This is a genomic window from Pseudomonas sp. s4, from assembly GCF_046764235.1.
GTDB classification, from domain to species: domain Bacteria; phylum Pseudomonadota; class Gammaproteobacteria; order Pseudomonadales; family Pseudomonadaceae; genus Aquipseudomonas; species Aquipseudomonas asiatica.
In genome coordinates this window covers 97,603-115,346 of the sequence record NZ_CP177209.1, presented here as the reverse complement: position 1 = coordinate 115,346, position 17,744 = coordinate 97,603, and the positions used below count along the sequence as shown (strand labels likewise).

The 17,744-nt window shown below is 63.1% G+C and carries 19 protein-coding genes; 9 read left to right on the top strand and 10 right to left on the bottom strand.

Going from position 1 to position 17,744, the window contains the following annotated elements:
• Positions 1–68 precede the first annotated feature (68 nt).
• The gene (locus ACK56M_RS00550) at positions 69–284 is read right to left on the bottom strand and encodes a dodecin (RefSeq protein ID WP_013970282.1); all 216 of its coding nucleotides are present in this window, start codon (positions 282–284) and stop codon (positions 69–71) included.
• Positions 285–434: 150 nt separating this feature from the next.
• Between ACK56M_RS00550 and ACK56M_RS00545 the strand changes: the two genes are divergently transcribed.
• Entirely contained in the window at positions 435–758 is a 324-nt protein-coding gene (locus tag ACK56M_RS00545; RefSeq protein WP_003261039.1) for a DUF883 family protein, read from the top strand.
• Here the strand turns inward: ACK56M_RS00545 and ACK56M_RS00540 are convergent.
• Positions 755–1,651, bottom strand: coding sequence for a LysR family transcriptional regulator (locus tag ACK56M_RS00540; protein WP_015268452.1), 897 nt, complete (start codon positions 1,649–1,651; stop codon positions 755–757). The genes ACK56M_RS00545 and ACK56M_RS00540 overlap by 4 nt on opposite strands.
• Before the next feature lie 111 nt (positions 1,652–1,762).
• Between ACK56M_RS00540 and trpB the strand changes: the two genes are divergently transcribed.
• Both trpB and trpA read left to right on the top strand, forming a co-directional pair.
• Positions 1,763–2,980, top strand: a complete 1,218-nt coding sequence (trpB, locus tag ACK56M_RS00535) for a tryptophan synthase subunit beta (RefSeq protein ID WP_015268451.1) — start codon at positions 1,763–1,765, stop codon at positions 2,978–2,980.
• Positions 2,977–3,786 (top strand): tryptophan synthase subunit alpha, encoded by an 810-nt coding sequence (gene trpA / locus ACK56M_RS00530; protein ID WP_054572545.1) that lies wholly within the window; start codon positions 2,977–2,979, stop codon positions 3,784–3,786. The genes trpB and trpA overlap by 4 nt, the downstream gene beginning before the upstream one ends.
• 120 nt (positions 3,787–3,906) lie before the next feature.
• Here trpA and ACK56M_RS00525 read toward each other — a convergent pair whose 3' ends face one another.
• Complete coding sequence (locus ACK56M_RS00525; protein ID WP_054572544.1) at positions 3,907–4,239, bottom strand: DOPA 4,5-dioxygenase family protein; 333 nt, start codon at positions 4,237–4,239, stop codon at positions 3,907–3,909.
• Positions 4,240–4,291: 52 nt separating this feature from the next.
• Between ACK56M_RS00525 and ACK56M_RS00520 the strand changes: the two genes are divergently transcribed.
• Positions 4,292–4,909 (top strand): NAD(P)-dependent oxidoreductase, encoded by a 618-nt coding sequence (locus ACK56M_RS00520; RefSeq protein WP_411959209.1) that lies wholly within the window; start codon positions 4,292–4,294, stop codon positions 4,907–4,909.
• A 92-nt stretch (positions 4,910–5,001) separates the two neighbouring features.
• On the opposite strand, the gene ACK56M_RS00515 is transcribed toward ACK56M_RS00520, so the two are convergent.
• Complete coding sequence (locus ACK56M_RS00515) at positions 5,002–5,973, bottom strand: IS110 family transposase (RefSeq protein ID WP_411959049.1); 972 nt, start codon at positions 5,971–5,973, stop codon at positions 5,002–5,004.
• Between the two features lie 282 nt (positions 5,974–6,255).
• Positions 6,256–7,155, bottom strand: a complete 900-nt coding sequence (locus ACK56M_RS00510) for a choline sulfate utilization transcriptional regulator (protein WP_411959208.1) — start codon at positions 7,153–7,155, stop codon at positions 6,256–6,258.
• A gap of 108 nt (positions 7,156–7,263) precedes the next feature.
• Here ACK56M_RS00510 and betC point away from each other — a divergent pair, with 108 nt between their 5' ends.
• From betC to ACK56M_RS00495, 3 genes are all read left to right on the top strand, one after another.
• Positions 7,264–8,781 (top strand): choline-sulfatase, encoded by a 1,518-nt coding sequence (gene betC, locus ACK56M_RS00505; protein ID WP_015268445.1) that lies wholly within the window; start codon positions 7,264–7,266, stop codon positions 8,779–8,781.
• Positions 8,782–8,795: 14 nt separating this feature from the next.
• Complete coding sequence (gene choX / locus ACK56M_RS00500) at positions 8,796–9,725, top strand: choline ABC transporter substrate-binding protein (RefSeq protein WP_015268444.1); 930 nt, start codon at positions 8,796–8,798, stop codon at positions 9,723–9,725.
• Between the two features lie 129 nt (positions 9,726–9,854).
• Positions 9,855–11,420, top strand: coding sequence for a SulP family inorganic anion transporter (locus tag ACK56M_RS00495; protein ID WP_015268443.1), 1,566 nt, complete (start codon positions 9,855–9,857; stop codon positions 11,418–11,420).
• A 113-nt stretch (positions 11,421–11,533) separates the two neighbouring features.
• Here ACK56M_RS00495 and aroE read toward each other — a convergent pair whose 3' ends face one another.
• A complete protein-coding gene (gene aroE / locus ACK56M_RS00490; protein WP_015268442.1) occupies positions 11,534–12,358 on the bottom strand; it encodes a shikimate dehydrogenase in 825 nt (274 codons plus the stop codon).
• Positions 12,359–12,383: 25 nt separating this feature from the next.
• Positions 12,384–13,295 (bottom strand): oxygen-dependent coproporphyrinogen oxidase, encoded by a 912-nt coding sequence (hemF, locus tag ACK56M_RS00485; protein WP_013970271.1) that lies wholly within the window; start codon positions 13,293–13,295, stop codon positions 12,384–12,386.
• A 134-nt stretch (positions 13,296–13,429) separates the two neighbouring features.
• On the opposite strand from hemF, the gene ACK56M_RS00480 reads away from it, so the two are divergent.
• On the top strand, positions 13,430–14,407 hold the full coding sequence (locus ACK56M_RS00480) for an NADPH:quinone reductase (protein ID WP_013970270.1): 978 nt from the start codon (positions 13,430–13,432) through the stop codon (positions 14,405–14,407).
• 159 nt (positions 14,408–14,566) lie between these two features.
• Here ACK56M_RS00480 and ACK56M_RS00475 read toward each other — a convergent pair whose 3' ends face one another.
• The 3 genes from ACK56M_RS00475 to dprA all read right to left on the bottom strand — a co-directional run bounded on the left by ACK56M_RS00475 (position 14,567) and on the right by dprA (position 17,016).
• Positions 14,567–14,875 carry a hypothetical protein gene (locus tag ACK56M_RS00475; RefSeq protein ID WP_031324379.1) on the bottom strand — a complete coding sequence of 103 codons (309 nt, stop codon included), beginning with the start codon at positions 14,873–14,875 and terminating at the stop codon, positions 14,567–14,569.
• 443 nt (positions 14,876–15,318) lie between these two features.
• Positions 15,319–15,876, bottom strand: a complete 558-nt coding sequence (locus tag ACK56M_RS00470; protein WP_015268440.1) for an L-threonylcarbamoyladenylate synthase — start codon at positions 15,874–15,876, stop codon at positions 15,319–15,321.
• 42 nt (positions 15,877–15,918) lie between these two features.
• Positions 15,919–17,016, bottom strand: a complete 1,098-nt coding sequence (gene dprA, locus ACK56M_RS00465) for a DNA-processing protein DprA (protein ID WP_015268439.1) — start codon at positions 17,014–17,016, stop codon at positions 15,919–15,921.
• Positions 17,017–17,223: 207 nt separating this feature from the next.
• On the opposite strand from dprA, the gene def reads away from it, so the two are divergent.
• On the top strand, positions 17,224–17,730 hold the full coding sequence (gene def, locus ACK56M_RS00460; RefSeq protein WP_003260000.1) for a peptide deformylase: 507 nt from the start codon (positions 17,224–17,226) through the stop codon (positions 17,728–17,730).
• Positions 17,731–17,744 lie beyond the last annotated feature (14 nt).

Below are 17,744 nucleotides of genomic sequence, written 5' to 3'. Positions count from 1 at the left end.
AGGCGCCCGCCAAGGCGCCCCCTCCCTAAATACCCCATCATGCAGGGCTCATCCAGCCCGGCAGTGTTTCAGCTATTGGCGATACGGAAGCCGACCTTCAGCGTGACCTGGAAATGCGCCGCCTTGTTGTCACGGATATGGCCACGGGTATCTATCACTTCGAACCACTCCAGGTGCTTGATGCTCTTGCCGGCTTCGGCCAGGGCATTGTTGATCGCCTCTTCGATGCTGGTGGTCGAAGACCCCACCAGCTCGATCTTCTTGTAGGTGTGATGATCGGTCATGAGCGCTCTCCTCGGATGATGGTGAGATTGAGCCTAGCAGCGCAGGCCTGGTTTACCTGCGAGCGGTCACCATTGACGAAAGTTCGATCGCACTTTCCCGCCGGCCAAAGGTCGCAATCCTTACAGTCCATACTGCAAAGGAGAGTCAACATGCACCGCAATTCGCTGCGTAGAACGTCCCTGGAAAGCATGGAAGCGGAGATCGAGAGCCTTCTGAAAAGCCTGGAAAACCTCAAGCATGATGCGTCGGAGGAGTCCCAGAAATCGGTGAAGGCAATCCGCAGCAACGCCGAGAGTGCCCTGCGTCACTCGCGCCACCTTTTGAGCGATGCCTACGAGGAAGTGAAGCACCGCACCCGCCAGACCGGCATCGCCACCCGCGACTATGCCCAGGAACATCCGTACACAACTGCCGGCGTTGCCATTGGCGCGCTAGGCCTGCTGGCGGCGTACCTTATGTGCAAACGCAACTAAGCGCCCTGTCGCGCCAGCTCCGCCCTTAGCCACTGCGCCAACTGCTCGGCGCGCCCGTCTGCGGCGCGCCTGGGCACCCACAGCGCCAATGCCGCAGGGGTAGGTGAAAAGCCCCACGGCGCACTCAAACGGCCAGCTCGCAGGTCGTCAGCGACCAGCGGCTGCGGCGCAATCGCCACACCCAGCCCGGCCACGGCAGCTTCCAGCAGGTAATACAGGTGCTCGAAGGCCTGGCCATAGTGGAGGGCCGCCGGCTCCAAACCCTGTTCCAGCGCCCAGGTCGGCCAAGCCTGCGGGCGCGAGGTGGTGTGCAGCAAGGCTTCGTCCAGCAAGGCCTTGGCCGGCGCGCCATGCAAGCGCTCGAAACCGGCGAAATGCGGGCTAAGCACCGGCCCGATGCGCTCCTCGGCCAGTACATGCACCTGCATGTCCGTCGGCCACGGCGGCTCGGCGTAAACCAGCAGCGCATCCAACCCTGGCCGCCGTGGGTCCAGGTCGCCTTCACCGGCCGACAGGTGCAGACGCAGTTCAGGTAAATCCGCCTGCAGCCGCCCCAATCGCGGGATGAACCAGCGCGCCAGCAGGCTGCCCGAGCAGCCCAGCACGAATGGCGCCTCGCTGACGTCGTGGCTGAGCTCGGCGCACACGCTGCGCAGGCGATCGAAGGCTTCGCCACTGGCATCGCGCAGACGTACGCCGGCATCTGTGAGTTTGATGCCACGCCCGTCCTTCACGAACAGCGCTACGCCCAGGTGCTCTTCAAGTACCTTGATCTGCCGGCTGACGGCGCCATGGGTGACGTGCAGCGCTTCGGCCGCCTGGCTGACGCTGTTGAGACGAGCGGTGGCCTCGAAAGCCCGAAGGGCGTTGAGGGGAGGGAGATCGTGGGCCATTTTACCTGTGAGTTTTTCTGACAAGTTTGCGCAATCTTATCGGTTTTCAGCTGGGCTTGCCGTGGTTAGAGTAAAGCCCATCACTCATTCATTACGCCCTGGAGCGCCCCCATGACCCAGTCCCAATACCGCCCCGGCCCCGACGCCAATGGCCTGTTCGGCTCGTTCGGCGGCCGCTACGTGGCCGAAACCCTGATGCCACTGGTGCTGGACCTGGCCCGCGAATACGAAGCGGCCAAGGCAGACCCCAAGTTCCTCGAAGAGCTGGCCTACTTCCAGCGCGACTACATCGGCCGCCCCAACCCGCTGTACTTCGCCGAGCGCCTGACCGAGCACTGCGGCGGCGCCAAGATCTTCTTCAAGCGTGAAGAGCTCAACCACACCGGCGCGCACAAGGTGAACAACTGCATCGGCCAGGTGCTGCTGGCCAAGCGCATGGGCAAGAAGCGCCTGATCGCAGAAACCGGCGCCGGCATGCACGGCGTGGCCACCGCCACCGTCGCTGCCCGCTTCGGCCTGCCTTGCGTGATCTACATGGGCGCCACCGACATCGAGCGCCAGCAGGCTAACGTGTTCCGCATGAAGCTGCTGGGCGCCGAAATCGTCCCGGTCACTGCCGGCACCGGCACCCTGAAGGACGCCATGAACGAGGCCCTGCGCGACTGGGTCACCAACGTCGAAGACACCTTCTACCTGATCGGCACCGTGGCCGGCCCGCACCCGTACCCGGCCATGGTCCGCGACTTCCAGTCGATCATCGGCAAGGAAACCCGCGCCCAGTTGCAAGAGAAGGAAGGGCGCCTGCCAGACAGCCTGGTTGCCTGCGTCGGTGGTGGCTCCAACGCCATGGGCCTGTTCCATGAGTTTCTCGAAGAGCCAAGCGTGCAGATCATCGGCGTCGAAGCCGGTGGCCACGGCGTGCACACCGACAAGCACGCCGCCAGCCTCAACGGCGGCGTACCGGGCGTGCTGCACGGCAACCGCACCTACCTGCTGCAGGACGAAGACGGTCAGATCACCGACGCCCACTCGATTTCCGCCGGCCTGGACTACCCGGGCATCGGCCCGGAGCACGCCTACCTGCACGAAGTGAAGCGTGTCGAGTACGTCAGCATCACCGACGACGAAGCGCTGGATGCATTCCACGCCACCTGCCGCCTGGAAGGCATCATCCCGGCCCTGGAAAGCTCCCACGCCCTGGCCGAGGCGATCAAGCGCGCACCGAAGCTGCCCAAGGACCACCTGATGGTCGTGTGCCTGTCGGGCCGCGGCGACAAAGACATGCAAACCGTCATGAACCACATGGCCGCCCAGGAGAAACAGGCATGAGCCGTCTTGAACAACGCTTCGCCGAGCTGAAGGCCGAAGGCCGCTCGGCACTGGTCACCTTCGTCACCGCGGGCGACCCGGGCTATGACGCCTCGCTGCAGATCCTCAAGGGCCTGCCGGCAGCCGGTGCCGACGTGATCGAACTGGGCATGCCGTTCACCGACCCGATGGCCGACGGCGTGGCCATCCAGCTGGCCACCCTGCGTGCCCTGGAAGCCGGCCAGACCCTGGCCAAGACCCTGCAGATGGTTCGCGAATTCCGTGTGGATAACCAGGCCACACCGATTGTGTTGATGGGCTACTACAACCCGATCCACCGCTTTGGCGTGGAAAAGTTCGTGGCCGAAGCCAAGCAAGCGGGTGTAGATGGCCTGATCATCGTCGACCTGCCGCCAGAGCACGACGCCGAACTGGCAACCCCGGCCCAGGCAGCGGGTATCGACTTTATCCGCCTGACCACCCCGACCACCGACGACGCGCGCCTGCCGCGCGTGCTGGAGCGCAGCTCCGGGTTCGTCTACTACGTGTCGGTGGCCGGTGTGACCGGCGCCGGCTCGGCGACCACCGAGCACGTGACCGAAGCCATTGCCCGCCTGCGTCGGTATACCGACCTGCCAATCAGCGTTGGTTTCGGTATTCGTACGCCGGAGCAGGCTGCGGCCATTGCCCGTCTGTCGGACGGCGTAGTGGTGGGCTCGGCGCTGGTCGACAAGATTGCCCAGGCCAAGAGTGCCGAGCAGGCAGTCAACGATGTATTGAGCCTGTGCTCGGCACTGGCTGAAGGGGTGCGCGGCGCCCGCCGTTAAACCGCGTCGCCTTCATCGCCGGCAAGCCAGCTCCCACAGGTACAGCGCCGCCCTCAGGCCCTGTGATATCCCTGTGGGAGCTGGCTTGCCGGCGATGAGGCCAGTACAGACTATGAAGAACTAGCCCCCAAACATCGACAGATCCAGCGGCCGCACCGCCCCCATCCAGATCGCATGGTCACGGTGGTCCGCCAGTTCATCCCCGGTCAGCGGGTGCATGAACACCACCAACCCCTTCCGATACAGCGCCAACCACGGCAGCACCACCCCCACAAACTCCGGCTCGAAGGCCAGCTGGCAGCTCCAGTCCGGGTGCGGCCCCACCGGTTTCTGGTGCATGCGCCCCATGGTCACGGGAAACAGCCGCGCCGCTTCCTCACACAGCTCACGGGCCTGGTCCATGGTCGCTGCGTCGTAGTAAACGTGGGCGTGGTAACCCTTGATCCTCTGCACGATAACTCCTGATTGCGGTCCAAACATCACCACCTGCAAAGGGAGTGATGCAGTGAAAAACGCCGAAACCCCAGTGTTCAAACTGGTCCTGTTCGGGCCAGAAAGCAGCCTGGGCAACGCCCTGATGGTAGAGCTGCTGTCGCGCCAGCACGAAGTCACCGCCGTGGTCGACGACCTTAATCGCCATGCGCCGCGCCCCGGCCTGCATTTCAAGATAGGCGGGCTGGGCAATGCCGACCAGGCGGAGCAGGGCGCGGCAGGCGGGTCGGCAGTAATTGCCCTGTTGTCGGCGCTGGCGCCGGGCGATCTGCCCAGGCAAGCCCGCATGAGCGAGGCGCTGGTGGCGGGGCTGAAGCGTACAACTATACGCCGGCTGTTGCTGGTGGGCGATTTCGATGTGCTGGATAAGCCGGGCAAGTACAGCGAGGCGGAGCGGGAGTGTGTGGACCAGGTGGTGGACGGGTTACAGCGCAGTGCCTTGCACTGGACGCTGATCAATGCCCCGCAGGAACTGGCCGGGTTGGGGATGGAGCATTTTCGCAGCACTGAAGGTACGCTGGAGCCGGGGTTGGCAGAGCCGTTGCGGTACCTGGCCAGGGTCGCGGCAGGGATGGTGGATATGCTGGAGCTGGATTTGCACCGGGGCGAGCATCTGAACTTTGTGGTCTAGATTGCCGGGGCTGCTGCGCAGCCCATCGCGACACAAGGCCGCTCCCACACGGGCCGGCGTGCGCAGTACCTTTGTAGATACCGTCTTGACCCTCACCCTGCAAGAGGGATTTTGGGGTCAAACGGTATCCCCGACTTCACCACCCCATAAACCAGGTGCAGCAGCTTGCGCATCGCCGCGCAAACGATCTGTTTATAGGCTTTGTGTCGGCTGTTCAACCGCTCTGCCAGTGCCTTCACGACAGGGTTGTACCTGATCGAGACAGTGCCTGACATCCACAAGCCCGCCCGCAGCCTTGAGGCGCCTGTACGCGAGATAGTGCTCTGACCTATGAACTCTCCCGATTGCTGCACTACCGGGTTCAGGCCTGAGAACGCGACGATCGCAGAAGAGCTTTGGTATTTCAGTGGATCGCCCAGTTCGGCGAGCAGCAACGTAGCAGTGGTGTCACCCAAACCATCTATCGAAGTAATCAGATCACGTCGCTTGCGCAGGTCTGGATCATCATCGATCGTCTGTTCGATGGCCTTCCTGGTCTTTTCCAGTTCTTCGGTGATGTGCCCGATGACGTCTTGAATCGACTGCTGCACCGCATCTTGTGCGACATCCAAACGATTCTGCTCCATCTGGCGCATTTCCTTGAGGTCGTCCAGTCGCCGCACCAGAGCACGCAAACGGCGCTGTGCAGGTGGCTCCGGCTCCCACTGGCGAAGCGAGGCCGCCTTCTGCTGGCCATAAGCAGCAATGACTTTGGCGTCAGCTTTATCGGTTTTGACGCGCCGAAGCTCCACGTCAGCGAATTTCGCGATCACCGCCGGGTTCAGAATACACACCCGATAACCTTGGTTGTGACAGTGCTCGGCTAACGCTTCGTGATAGGTGCCTGTGGCCTCCATAACGATCCAGGCGCCTGGTTCGGCATGGCGCTCAAGCCAATCGCTGAACTGCTTGAACCCTCCAGGATCATTGGACAGCTTGGCTTTGGTGCGCGTCTTGCCGTTGGGAAGTGGGGTGGCAATGTCGAAAGATTTTTTGGCGACATCAACGCCAACAAAGGCGGACATGATCTTCTCCTTCAAACTACGAAAGTCGATCACCCTACACTCAGTTCAACCTTGTTAATGCGTGCTCACGCCGGGGGCGGGCACTAGATACCGTTCGAACTCGTCGAGTGGGGTTGAAAGGCCAGAGCGTTATCTACAGTGCGGGCTCGATGCCCTTGGAGCGGCTCCGCTTCAAGACCTTCCCTCGATGATCAGTCGAGAACTTTCGCCTCTTGGGAGGCGAAAGTCGAGATACAAGGAGCGGCCTTGTGTCGCGATGGGCCGCAAAGCGGCCCCAAAATCTCAAAGGCTACGCTCTTGCTCCAGCCAGTCCACGAACCGCTCGATCAAAGCCCCACGCCGCTTGCGTGGTGGTAGCACTGCGTAATACCCGCGCGCCGAGCGCAAACTCCCCTCCAACGGCCGGCATAGCAACCCTTGCTCCACCAGCCCATCCACCAGGTGCCCCCAGCCAATCGCCACCCCTTGCCCGGCAATCGCCGCCTGGATCAGCAACGTATAGTTATCAAACCTCAACTGCCCGGCCGGTGGCGGGCTGGCCACACCAAACCCGCGAAACACCCCTGCCCAATCAAACCAGCGGCTAGCCTGCTCTCCCTTCAAGTGCAGCAAGGGCAATCGTTGCAAAGCCACGGCTGACAAGGGTTTGCCATGAATCAGCCGGGGGCTGCACACCGGAAAAACCTCCTCATCGAATAGCCAGCGGCTCTCGCCCTGGTGAAAGCGCCCGTCGCCAAACAGCACCGCCACATCGATGTCCGGGCGCAACATGCCCTGGCTGCGCTCACCGGTCACCAGGCTCACGTCCACCTGTGGATAAGCCTCGTGAAAACGCTGCAGCCGTGGCATCAGCCAGAACGCCGCAAAGGCGAAGTCGGTAGCCACCTGCAGCACTTCCCTCTGGCCGCGCCCACTGGCCTGGGCAATGCCGTCCTCCATGGCCTGCAGGCCCTGGTGCACCTGTTCGAACAGCACCTGGCCGGCCTCGGTCAGCTCGATACCCCGGTAAATGCGGTCGAACAACCGCGTGCCCAGCTGTGCCTCCAGCCGTTTGACTTGCTGGCTCACCGCCGGCTGCGTGGTGCCCAGCTCCAGTGCCGCAGCGGTAAAGCCACGCAACCGTGCGGCAGCCTCGAACACGCGCAGTGTATCCAGCGACAACTTGGCAAGGTGGCCAAACATAAGCAGGGCTAATCCCAGTCATTGCCCGCCATGGGCTTTACCCATGTTATCCACAGTCGCATCTTGATAGGCAAGCGGTTCGCATAACCCTCAACGATGGAAGCCACCATGACGCGCCCGAATATCCTGTTCATCATGGCAGACCAGATGGCCGCGCCCTTGCTGCCGATCTACGCCTCTTCGCCGATCCAGATGCCGCACCTGAGCCGCCTTGCCGAACAGGCGGTGGTTTTCGACTCGGCTTACTGCAACAGCCCGTTGTGCGCACCGTCGCGCTTCACTCTGGTCAGCGGCCAGCTGCCCAGCCGCATCGGTGCCTACGACAATGCCGCCGACTTCCCTGCCGATGTACCGACCTATGCCCATTACCTGCGCCGTCTGGGTTACCGCACCGCGCTGTCGGGCAAGATGCACTTCTGCGGGCCGGACCAGCTGCATGGCTACGAAGAACGCCTGACCAGCGATATCTACCCGGCCGACTACGGCTGGGCGGTGAACTGGGATGAGCCGGACGTGCGCCCGAGCTGGTATCACAACATGTCCTCGGTGCTGCAGGCCGGCCCGTGCGTGCGCACCAACCAGCTGGATTTCGACGAAGAAGTGGTATTCAAGGCGCGCCAGTACCTGTACGACCATGTGCGCGAAAACGATGGCCGGCCATTCTGCCTGACCGTGTCGATGACCCACCCGCACGACCCATACACCATCCCCAGGCGCTATTGGGATCGCTACGAGGGTGTGGATATCCCCATGCCCCGCGCCGAACTGGGCCAGGCAGAGCTTGACCCGCACTCGCAACGCCTGCTGAAGGTCTACGACCTGTGGAACAAGCCGCTGCCTGTGAACAAGATCCGTGACGCCCGCCGTGCCTACTTCGGCGCCTGCAGCTATATCGACGACAACATCGGCCTGCTGCTGCAGACCCTGGAGGAATGCAACCTGGCTGACGACACCCTGATCGTGTTCTCCGGCGACCACGGTGACATGCTCGGCGAGCGCGGCCTCTGGTACAAGATGCACTGGTTCGAGATGTCGGCGCGGGTGCCTCTGCTGGTGCACGCGCCGAAGCACTTCGCGCCAGCCAGGGTCAGCGCTTCGGTGTCTACCTGCGACCTGCTGCCGACCCTGGTCGAGCTGGCCGGTGGTGCTGTGGATAACCACCTGCATCTGGATGGCCGCTCGCTGGTCGGCCATCTGCAAGGGCAGGGCGGCCATGACGAAGTGATCGGCGAGTACATGGCCGAAGGCACCGTCGGCCCGCTGATGATGATCCGCCGCGGGCCGTACAAGTTCGTGTACAGCGAAGACGACCCATGCCTACTCTATGACCTGAGCCGCGACCCGCACGAGCGGGAGAACCTAACCGGCAGCCCGGAACACCAGGCGCTGCTGCAGGCATTTGTCGATGAAGCACAGCAGCGTTGGGATATCCCCAGCCTGCGCCAGCAGGTTCTGGCCAGCCAGCGGCGCCGCCGCCTGGTGGCCGAGGCGCTGGCCGTCGGCAAGCTGAAAAGCTGGGACCACCAACCGCTGGTGGACGCCAGCCAACAGTACATGCGCAACCACATCGATCTCGACGACCTCGAGCGCAAGGCACGTTATCCACAGCCCGCCCCCCTGGATTGAGAAGAGAGGCCGCCATGCACAAGTTCTCCGCCGCCGTGTTCGCCCTGGCCCTGAGCCTGGGTACCGCCACGGCCCACGCCGCCGACAGCGACGCGCAATGCACCACCGTGAAGATGGCCGACCCCGGCTGGAGCGACATCGCAACGACCAACGCCTTGGCCCGCGTGCTTCTGGAAAGCCTGGGTTACCAGGTGAAAATCGACAGCCTGGCCGTTCCGATCATCTACGGCGGCCTCAAGGATGGCCGCGTCGATGCCTTCCTCGGTAACTGGATGCCGGCGCAGCAGGGCTTTCATGACAAGTTCATCGCAAATGGCGATGTGCAGCAGCTTTCGCGCAATCTGGAAGGAACCGAGTTCACCTTGGCAGTGCCCGACTATGTGTGGAATGCCGGAGTGAAGGATTTCGCCGACTTGCAGAAGCACGCCGACCAGTTCGACAAGAAGCTGTACGGGATTGGTTCCGGGGCACCGGCCAACCTGTCGTTGAAGGAAATCATCGACAAGAATGAATTCAACCTCGGCCAGTGGAAACTGGTGGAGTCCAGCGAGCAGGCGATGCTGGCACAGGTCGACCGGGCGGTGAAGAAACAACAGTTCATCACCTTCCTCGGCTGGACCCCGCACCCGATGAACGTGAAGCTGAAGATGCATTACCTGAGCGGCGGGGAGAAGTGGTTTGGCAGCAAGGGCGAGGTGTATACCCTGACCCGCAAGGGTTATCCACAAGCCTGCCCGAATGCGGCCAAGCTGCTGGGCAACCTGAAGTTCACGCTGGACATGGAAAACACCATCATGGCCGAAGTTGTGGACAAGAAGATGAGCTTCGATGATGCGGCCAAGGCTTGGCTGAAGGCGCACCCCGAGTTGCTGGAAGGGTGGTTGGCCGGGGTGACGACCAAGGCCGATGGCAATGCGCTGGAGGCGGTCAAAGCCAAACTGTAACCTCACAAGCAAACCTCTATCCCTGTGGGAGCGGGTTCACCCGCGAATGCGACGGTAGATTCACTGCAGCATTCGCGGGTAAACCCGCTCCCACAGGGGACAGTGCAATTTCAGGATTGTGGATAACCCATGCATCGCCTCACTCACCTGCTGCCCTTCCTCTCCTGGCTCCCCCGCCAATCGGGCCGCAGCCTGCGCCAGGACCTGCTGGTGGGCCTGAGCGGTGCAATCCTCGCCCTGCCGCAATCCATCGCCTATGCCCTGATCGCCGGCCTGCCGGCCGAGTACGGGCTGTACGCCGCCATCGTGCCAGTGCTGATCGCCTGCCTGTGGGGCTCGTCCTGGCACCTGATCTGCGGCCCGACCGCTGCCATCTCCATCGTCCTCTACGCCAGTATCAGCCCGCTGGCCGTTGCCGGCAGCGCCGACTATGTCACCTTGGTGCTGCTGCTGACCTTCCTCGGCGGCATCTTCCAGTTGCTGCTGGGGCTTTTGCGCTTCGGCGCACTGGTCAATTTCGTCTCCCATTCCGTGGTGCTCGGCTTCACCCTGGGCGCCGCTGTCGTCATTGCCCTGGGCCAGCTGCCCAACCTGCTGGGCATGGACCTGCCAAGCCAGGCCACGGCGCTGAAGACCGTGCAGGACCTGGCCAGCCATGCCGGCGAGGTCGACCTGCCTTCCTTGGTTCTGGGCCTGGCCACAGTGGTGATCGGCGTGGTCTTCAAGCTCTGGCGCCCACGCTGGCCCAGCCTGTTGATAAGCCTGATTTTGGTAAGCCTGCTGGCCTGGCTGCTGCCCGGGTTCTTTGGCCATGTGCCGCGTGTGCCGACATTCACCGGCCAGCTGCCACCCTTCAGCCCGCTGCCCTTGCTGGATGTGGAACTGATCCTGCGCCTGCTGCCCAGCGCCGTGGCAGTGGGCATGCTCGGGCTGGTCACCAGCCTGTCGATCGCCCGCTCGTTATCGGCACGTTCGGAGCAGTTGATCGACGCAGACCAGGAAATACGCGCACAGGGCCTGTCGAACATCGTCGGTGCGTTTTTCTCCGGTTACCTGTCTTCCGGCTCATTCACCCGCTCCGGGCTGAGCTACGACGCCGGCGCCCGCTCGCCCATGGCCGGGGTATTCTCGGCGCTGTGGGTGGCGGTGTTCGCCGTTGCCGGGGCCGGGCTGATTGCGCACCTGCCGATTCCGGCCATGGCCGGCAGCATCCTGCTGATCTGCTGGGGGTTGGTGGACCACCAGGGGATTCGTGCGCTGTTCCGGGTCAGCCGCTCGGAGTTCCTGGTAATGGCGCTGACGGCGGCAGCGACCTTGTTGCTGGAGCTGCAGACGGCGATCTATGCCGGAGTGCTGGCGTCGCTGTTCTTCTATCTGAAGCGCACCTCGCGACCACGGGTGCAACAAAGCCGTGAAGGGGAGGCGGACGTGCTGCGGGTGGGCGGGTCGATCTTCTTTGGTGCGGCGCATTACCTGCAGGTGCGCTTGCAGCGCTGCCAGGGGCCGCATGTTGTTATCGATGCGCGGCAGGTGAACTTCATCGATTACTCGGGTGTGGATATGTTGCACCGCGAGGCGCGGCGGTTGCGGCGGGCAGGGGGGAGTCTGACCCTGCACCGGGCCAGGCCGCAGGTGATCGAGGAGTTGCAGAAGCTGGAAGGGGTGGAGCTTTGTCCGATCCGGTTTGAAGAGTGATGTTGGGTTGAGATTTTTGGGGCTGCTGCGCAGCCCATCGCGACGCAAGGCCGCTCCTACACCGACCGCGCAAAGCCTGCTGACGCGGTCCCCTGTAGGAGCGGCCTTGTGTCTCAGCCGCGAGCCAGCTGCCGGCGCAACTCAGCCAACACTGGCGCCGTATCCGGCCGCACCCCACGCCAGATAAAGAAAGCCTCAGCCGCCTGCTCAGCCAGCATCCCCAGCCCATCCAGCACCTTGGCCGCCCCCAGCTTCTCGGCCCACTGGCAAAACGGCGTAGGCTCCTTGCCATACATCATGTCGTAGCAAACCGTGCGCCCCGCCTCGACCAGGCTGTCGGCGATCGGCGGCAACTCACCGGCCAGGCTCGCCGAGGTGGCATTGATGATCACATCCACCGGTTCCTGCAACCAGGCAAACCCGCTGGCCACCACCGGCCCCAGTTCATCGAACTCACGCGCCAGCTGCTCAGCCTTTTCCACGGTACGGTTGGCAATCACCAGCGACTGCGGCTTGTGCGCCAGGATCGGCTCCAGCACGCCACGTACCGCGCCACCAGCACCCAGGATCAGAATGCGTTTGCCCGCCAGCTCGACCCCAGCATTCACCGTCAGGTCGCGCACAAGGCCAGCGCCATCGGTGTTGTCGCCCTGCAGTGTGCCATCGGCCAGCTTGCTTAGCGTGTTCACCGCACCAGCGCGCCGAGCACGCGGGGTCAGGCTGTCGCACAGGCGGTAGGCCTCTTCCTTGAACGGCACGGTGACGTTGCCGCCGCGGCCTTGCTTGAAGAAGCCGCGCGCGCAGTCGCTGAACTCGTCCAGCGGCGCCAGCAGGGTGGCGTATTCCAGGTCCTGGCCGGTCTGTTCGGCGAACAGGCGATGGATCAGCGGCGACTTGCTGTGGCCGATGGGGTTACCAAAAACGACGTACTGGTCCATGACGGCTCCTTGATTATCCACAGGCTTACTGGCCGAGCCAGTCGCGGTCCTGCAGGAAGTACTCGGTCAGGCGTGCTTCTTCGCTGCCGGGCGCGGCCTTCCAGTCGTAGCCCCAGCGCACCTGCGGCGGCAGCGACATGAGGATGGACTCGGTGCGACCGCCGGACTGCAGGCCGAACAAGGTGCCACGGTCGTAGACCAGGTTGAACTCCACGTAGCGGCCACGGCGATACTCCTGGAACTCGCGCTGCTGCGGCGTGTAGGGCGTGCCCTTGCGGCGCTGGACGATCGGCAGGTAGGCGTTGACGTAGGCGTCGCCAATGGCGCGGATGAAGGCGAAGCAGGTGTCGAAGTCCCACTCGTTCAGGTCATCGAAGAACAACCCACCAATGCCGCGTGGCTCGCCACGGTGCTTGAGGTGGAAGTAGCGGTCGCACCAGGCCTTGTAGCGCGGGTACACGTCGGCGCCGAACGGCGCGCAGGCCTGCTCGGCCACACGGTGCCAGTGGATGCAGTCTTCTTCATTGCCGTAGTACGGAGTCAGGTCGAAGCCGCCGCCGAACCACCAGACAGCCTCTTCACCTTCCTTTTCGGCGATGAAGAAGCGCACGTTGGCGTGGGAGGTGGGCACATGCGGGTTGTGCGGGTGGATCACCAGCGACACGCCCAAGGCCTCGAAGCCACGGCCCGCCAGCTCGGGGCGGTGGGCACTGGCCGACGGCGGCAGACCGGCGCCGAACACGTGGGAGAAGTTGACCCCCCCTTTCTCGATCACCTTGCCATCGCCGATCACCCGCGTGCGGCCCCCGCCACCGGCTTCGCGCACCCATGCGTCCTCGACGAAGCGGGCGCCGCCGTCTTCAGCTTCGAGGGCAGAGCAGATGCGGTCTTGCAGGTCGAGCAGGTAGGCTTTCACGGCCTCGGTGCGGCTAGTCATCGGGTCACCAGGAACGGGCAGGGAAGAATTCGCCGCGTAGCATACCACCCCCAGCCCGCGCGCCGCAGTTGACGGCGATCAAGCAAAGGCGTCCGATAGAAGGTCTTTCCCGACCCATACGACAGGAGTGCGAGATGGCCAAGCGTATCCAGTTCAGCCAGCATGGCGGCCCGGAAGTGCTGCAGTTTGTGGAATTCGAACCAGCCCCGCCAGGGCCACAGCAGGTGCGTGTACGTAACCATGCGATCGGCCTGAACTTCATCGATACCTACTTCCGCAGCGGGCTGTATGCACCGCCATCCCTGCCTTCGGGGCTGGGCACTGAAGCGGCTGGCGTGGTCGAGGCCGTGGGCGAGGGCGTGACCCGGCTGAAAGTGGGTGACCGCGTGGCCCATGCCGGCGGCCCGTTGGGCGCGTACAGCGAGGTGCATACGCTGCCGGAAGCTAATCTGGTGAAGCTGCCCGACAACATCAGCTTCGAGCAGGCAGCGGCGGTGATGCTCAAGGGTTTGACCGTGCAGTACCTGCTGAAGCAGACCTATGAGGTGAAGGCGGGTGACGTGATCCTGTTCCACGCAGCAGCTGGCGGCGTGGGTTCGTTGGCGTGCCAGTGGGCCAAGGCGCTGGGGGCCAAGCTGATCGGTACCGTGAGTTCTGCCGAGAAGGCCGAACGGGCCAAGGCGCTTGGGGCGTGGGCGACCATCGACTATAGCCGTGAGGACGTAGCCAAGCGGGTGCTGGAGCTGACCGACGGCAAGAAATGCCCGGTGGTGTATGACGGTGTGGGTGCCGACACCTGGCTGACCTCGCTGGACTGCCTGCAGCCGCGCGGGTTGATGGTGAGCTTTGGCAATGCCTCGGGGGCGGTGAGCGGGGTGAACCTGGGGATTCTGGCGCAGAAAGGGTCGCTGTATGTGACCCGCCCGACGTTGGCGACCTATGCCAACAATGCCGAGAATACCCAGGCCATGGCCGATGACCTGTTTGCGATGATCGGCAGTGGCAAGCTGGTTGTGGATATCCAACAGCGGTATCCGCTCAGCGAGGCGGCCAAGGCACAGGCGGAGCTGTCGGCTCGGCGGACTGTGGGTTCCACAATTCTGCTTCCTTGAGTTCACTCCCACAGGTACTGCACCGATCTTAAGTGCAGTGCCATCCCTGTGGGAGCGGGCATGCCCGCGAAGCAAGCACCGCGGTGCATGGCACCGGCTGCGCCGGTGTTCGCGGGTGAACCCGCTCCCACAGGTACTGCGTCGGCCTTGAACAGGGCGCTATGCCTGTGGAGGACGGGTGGTTGGTATCGACTCGATACCATCGAGAATCGCCTCCACCAATCCCTCCGCCAATTCAATGGAATGCAGGCTCGACCAATACATGCCACGGCCTTCTTCGCGCAGGTACTCGAGGGCTTTCGAGCCCGTTTCGTAGGCGCCTCGCAGATACAGAGCTACATGAACCAAGGCGTCCTCGGCGGAAATGTTCGGGTTTACGGTGAACAGCGGTTCGTGGCCGGCATCGCAGCGGCCGAAGGGGCGGGTGGATGTGCAGGGTAGGGGTGGATCGGGGACAATCTTCTTCATCACTAGATCTCGCTTCATGGCACCACCCAGTCGTTACCACACGAATAGGTGGCAGCTGTACGCAGGGTGGTAAACCGGGTGGGAGATCTAAAACCCAGCAGGCACGAAGCCTCCTGCGAACAGCCGCCATGGACTGCCAAGATCACCCAGAACCCGGGTTACCACACCCGATCGCCAAGTTATTCGGCGACGGCTGAAGACTAAGGGCGGAGGTTCCCACTGAGAAGGTGATGGCAGGGGACGCGGCTCGTAGGATATTTCCCAAGCCGCAAGCTGGACAGGCATTCGAAACAAAATCAGAAAAATCTGCGGGGGCTTGGCCCTGACCTGTGGGAGCGGGCATGCCCGCGAACACGGGCGAAGCCCGTGCCAGGCACCGCGTTGGATTCTTCGCGGGCTCGCCCGCTCCCACAGGAGGTCCCGGCCAGGCCTGTGGATATGTATCAGCCCGGGCGAACGACTTCGCCAGTGGCCAGGTTGCGAATCACACTAGGGTTCTTCCTTCCACCCAACGCCCCCCCCAGCACGAGATCCAGCTGACCATGGAAGTACTGCTCCACCCGCAACCGGGTCTTCGCCGCCGGGCGCCCGCCCGGGTTGCACGAAGTGGAAATCAACGGACCCACCAACGCACACAGCTCACGTACCACCGGGTGGTCACTGACCCGCAGTGCCACGGTGTCATGTTGCCCGGTAACCCACTCGGGCAACAGGTCCTGGTGCGGCACCAGCCAGGTGTTCGGCCCCGGCCAGGTGCTGCCCATGCGGTCGATCCAGTCTTCGGGGAAATCCTCAAACAAGAAGTCGAACTGGCGGATGTTGTCGGCTACCAGGATCAGGCCTTTATCCACAGGCCGCGACTTCAGCGCCAGCAGGCGATACACCGCGTCCTCGTTCCACGGGTCGCAGCCCAGGCCCCAGACCGCTTCCGTCGGATAGGCGATCACTGCGCCCGCCCGGATCTCACGTGCGGCTTGTTGCACACGAAAACTGCTCACCATTTCTGTTACTCCGCCTATATACCTTGCTTGTGAGCAGTGTACTTAGCCCGCGCGGGCAAACCAACGCCCGGCTTCATTGCTGACCCGGCCTTCCAGCTCCAGTTCGGTCAGCTGCGCCAGCACGTCGGCCAGCGGCAGCTCGCTGCAGTGGGCCAGGCTTTCACTGGTCTGTGGCGCGGCATGCAGCAGGGCGAGCAGTGGATGGTCAAATTTATCCACAACCGCAGGTGGCAGGTTCTGCCAACCCTGCAGGCTTTCCAGTATCTGCTCCACGCTTTCCACCAGCAGCGCGCCGTCACGGATCAACTGGTGGCAGCCCTTGGCCCCAGGATGGTGAATGGATCCCGGTATGGCATACACCTCGCGGCCTTGCTCGGCAGCCAGGCGTGCGGTGATCAGCGAACCACTGGCCAGGCTTGCCTCGACAACCAGCACGCCCAGCGACAGCCCGCTGATGATGCGATTGCGCCGCGGGAAATTACCGGGCAGCGGCCCGGCATCCAGCGGGTACTCGGATACCAGCGCGCTGCCATTGTCGATCATCGCTTGCGCAAGCGACTTGTGGCGCTGTGGATAAAGTTTTTGCAACCCCGTACCGAGCACGCCGATCGTGCCCCCGCCAGCCTGCAATGCGGCCCGATGAGCGGCACCGTCGATGCCCACGGCCAAGCCGCTGGTAATGGTGAAACCGGCCTGCGCCAGGTAGCGGGAAAATGCCGCAGCGGTGTCGAGCGCCGGTGGTGAAGCACGCCTGCTGCCCACAATTGCCAGTTGTGGGCGCTCGAGCAAGGCCGGGTCTCCAGCTACGAAAAGCAGTGGAGGGGCATCGTCGATTTCCGCCAATAGTGGCGGGTAGCCAGGGCCGTCCCACATCAGCAAATGCTGGCCCTGGCGCTCTAGCCAGGCCATTGCGGCCAATGCACCCTCACGAACTTCGGCACTGCGCCGGGCATCGATGGTGGCCTGGGGTATGCCCAATGCGCGCCAGGCGCCGGCGGGTGCACACAGTGCCGAAGAGGCACTGCCAAAAGCCTCAAGCAAGGTGTTAAAGCGACGCAATCCCGTCTCCGGCAGCCGGTGCAGGCGTAATCGGGCCTCCAGTTCGGCAGGCGGAAGAGGCGACGAATGGTAGGTCTGCATGGGGATCATCCTTGATCGAAACGGGGCCATCGACGTGGCACAAACTGTGGATAACTTTGTTGATAACGCTTTGACAACCTGTCCATCGAATGGGCAATAAGCTGGCCCTGAAAACCCTAGACGAGCTTTCACAGGTGCTGAAATCCCCGTTTCCCTTTATTATGTGTGCTCAGTTTTCAACCGAACGCACAGTGACTGCCTGACCTTATGGCCATCTTGAACATTCTCGAATTCCCGGACCCGCGCCTGCGCACCATCGCCAAGCCGGTGACGGTGTTCGACGACGCCCTGCGTCAGCTGATCGACGACATGTTTGAAACCATGTACGAAGCCCCTGGCATCGGCCTGGCCGCTACCCAGGTCAACGTGCACCAGCAGGTCGTGGTCATGGACCTCAGTGAAGACCGCAGCGAGCCGCGCGTCTTCATCAACCCCACGGTCGAAGAGCTGACCCACGACATGGGCCAGTATCAGGAAGGCTGCCTGTCGGTACCTGGCTTCTACGAGAACGTCGACCGCCCGCTGCGTGTGCGGGTCAAGGCCCAGGACCGCGACGGCAAGCCTTACGAGCTGGAGTGCGAAGGCCTGCTGGCGGTGTGCGTGCAGCATGAATTCGATCACCTCAACGGCAAGCTGTTCGTCGACTACCTGTCGCAGCTCAAGCGCGACCGGATCAAGAAGAAGCTGGAAAAGCAGCACCGCCAGCAAGCCTGATCCCCACCTTCCAG

What these genes read in the sequence shown, in the direction of transcription:
- ACK56M_RS00550 (WP_013970282.1), bottom strand. Translation starts at nt 284, where the DNA reads ATGACCGATCATCACACCTACAAGAAGATCGAGCTGGTGGGGTCTTCG.
- ACK56M_RS00545 (WP_003261039.1), top strand. Translation starts at nt 435, where the DNA reads ATGCACCGCAATTCGCTGCGTAGAACGTCCCTGGAAAGCATGGAAGCG.
- ACK56M_RS00540 (WP_015268452.1), bottom strand. Translation starts at nt 1,651, where the DNA reads ATGGCCCACGATCTCCCTCCCCTCAACGCCCTTCGGGCTTTCGAGGCC.
- trpB (WP_015268451.1), top strand. Translation starts at nt 1,763, where the DNA reads ATGACCCAGTCCCAATACCGCCCCGGCCCCGACGCCAATGGCCTGTTC.
- trpA (WP_054572545.1), top strand. Translation starts at nt 2,977, where the DNA reads ATGAGCCGTCTTGAACAACGCTTCGCCGAGCTGAAGGCCGAAGGCCGC.
- ACK56M_RS00515 (WP_411959049.1), bottom strand. Translation starts at nt 5,973, where the DNA reads ATGTCCGCCTTTGTTGGCGTTGATGTCGCCAAAAAATCTTTCGACATT.
- ACK56M_RS00510 (WP_411959208.1), bottom strand. Translation starts at nt 7,155, where the DNA reads ATGTTTGGCCACCTTGCCAAGTTGTCGCTGGATACACTGCGCGTGTTC.
- betC (WP_015268445.1), top strand. Translation starts at nt 7,264, where the DNA reads ATGACGCGCCCGAATATCCTGTTCATCATGGCAGACCAGATGGCCGCG.
- choX (WP_015268444.1), top strand. Translation starts at nt 8,796, where the DNA reads ATGCACAAGTTCTCCGCCGCCGTGTTCGCCCTGGCCCTGAGCCTGGGT.
- ACK56M_RS00495 (WP_015268443.1), top strand. Translation starts at nt 9,855, where the DNA reads ATGCATCGCCTCACTCACCTGCTGCCCTTCCTCTCCTGGCTCCCCCGC.
- aroE (WP_015268442.1), bottom strand. Translation starts at nt 12,358, where the DNA reads ATGGACCAGTACGTCGTTTTTGGTAACCCCATCGGCCACAGCAAGTCG.
- hemF (WP_013970271.1), bottom strand. Translation starts at nt 13,295, where the DNA reads ATGACTAGCCGCACCGAGGCCGTGAAAGCCTACCTGCTCGACCTGCAA.
- ACK56M_RS00480 (WP_013970270.1), top strand. Translation starts at nt 13,430, where the DNA reads ATGGCCAAGCGTATCCAGTTCAGCCAGCATGGCGGCCCGGAAGTGCTG.
- ACK56M_RS00475 (WP_031324379.1), bottom strand. Translation starts at nt 14,875, where the DNA reads ATGAAGAAGATTGTCCCCGATCCACCCCTACCCTGCACATCCACCCGC.
- ACK56M_RS00470 (WP_015268440.1), bottom strand. Translation starts at nt 15,876, where the DNA reads ATGGTGAGCAGTTTTCGTGTGCAACAAGCCGCACGTGAGATCCGGGCG.
- dprA (WP_015268439.1), bottom strand. Translation starts at nt 17,016, where the DNA reads ATGCAGACCTACCATTCGTCGCCTCTTCCGCCTGCCGAACTGGAGGCC.
- def (WP_003260000.1), top strand. Translation starts at nt 17,224, where the DNA reads ATGGCCATCTTGAACATTCTCGAATTCCCGGACCCGCGCCTGCGCACC.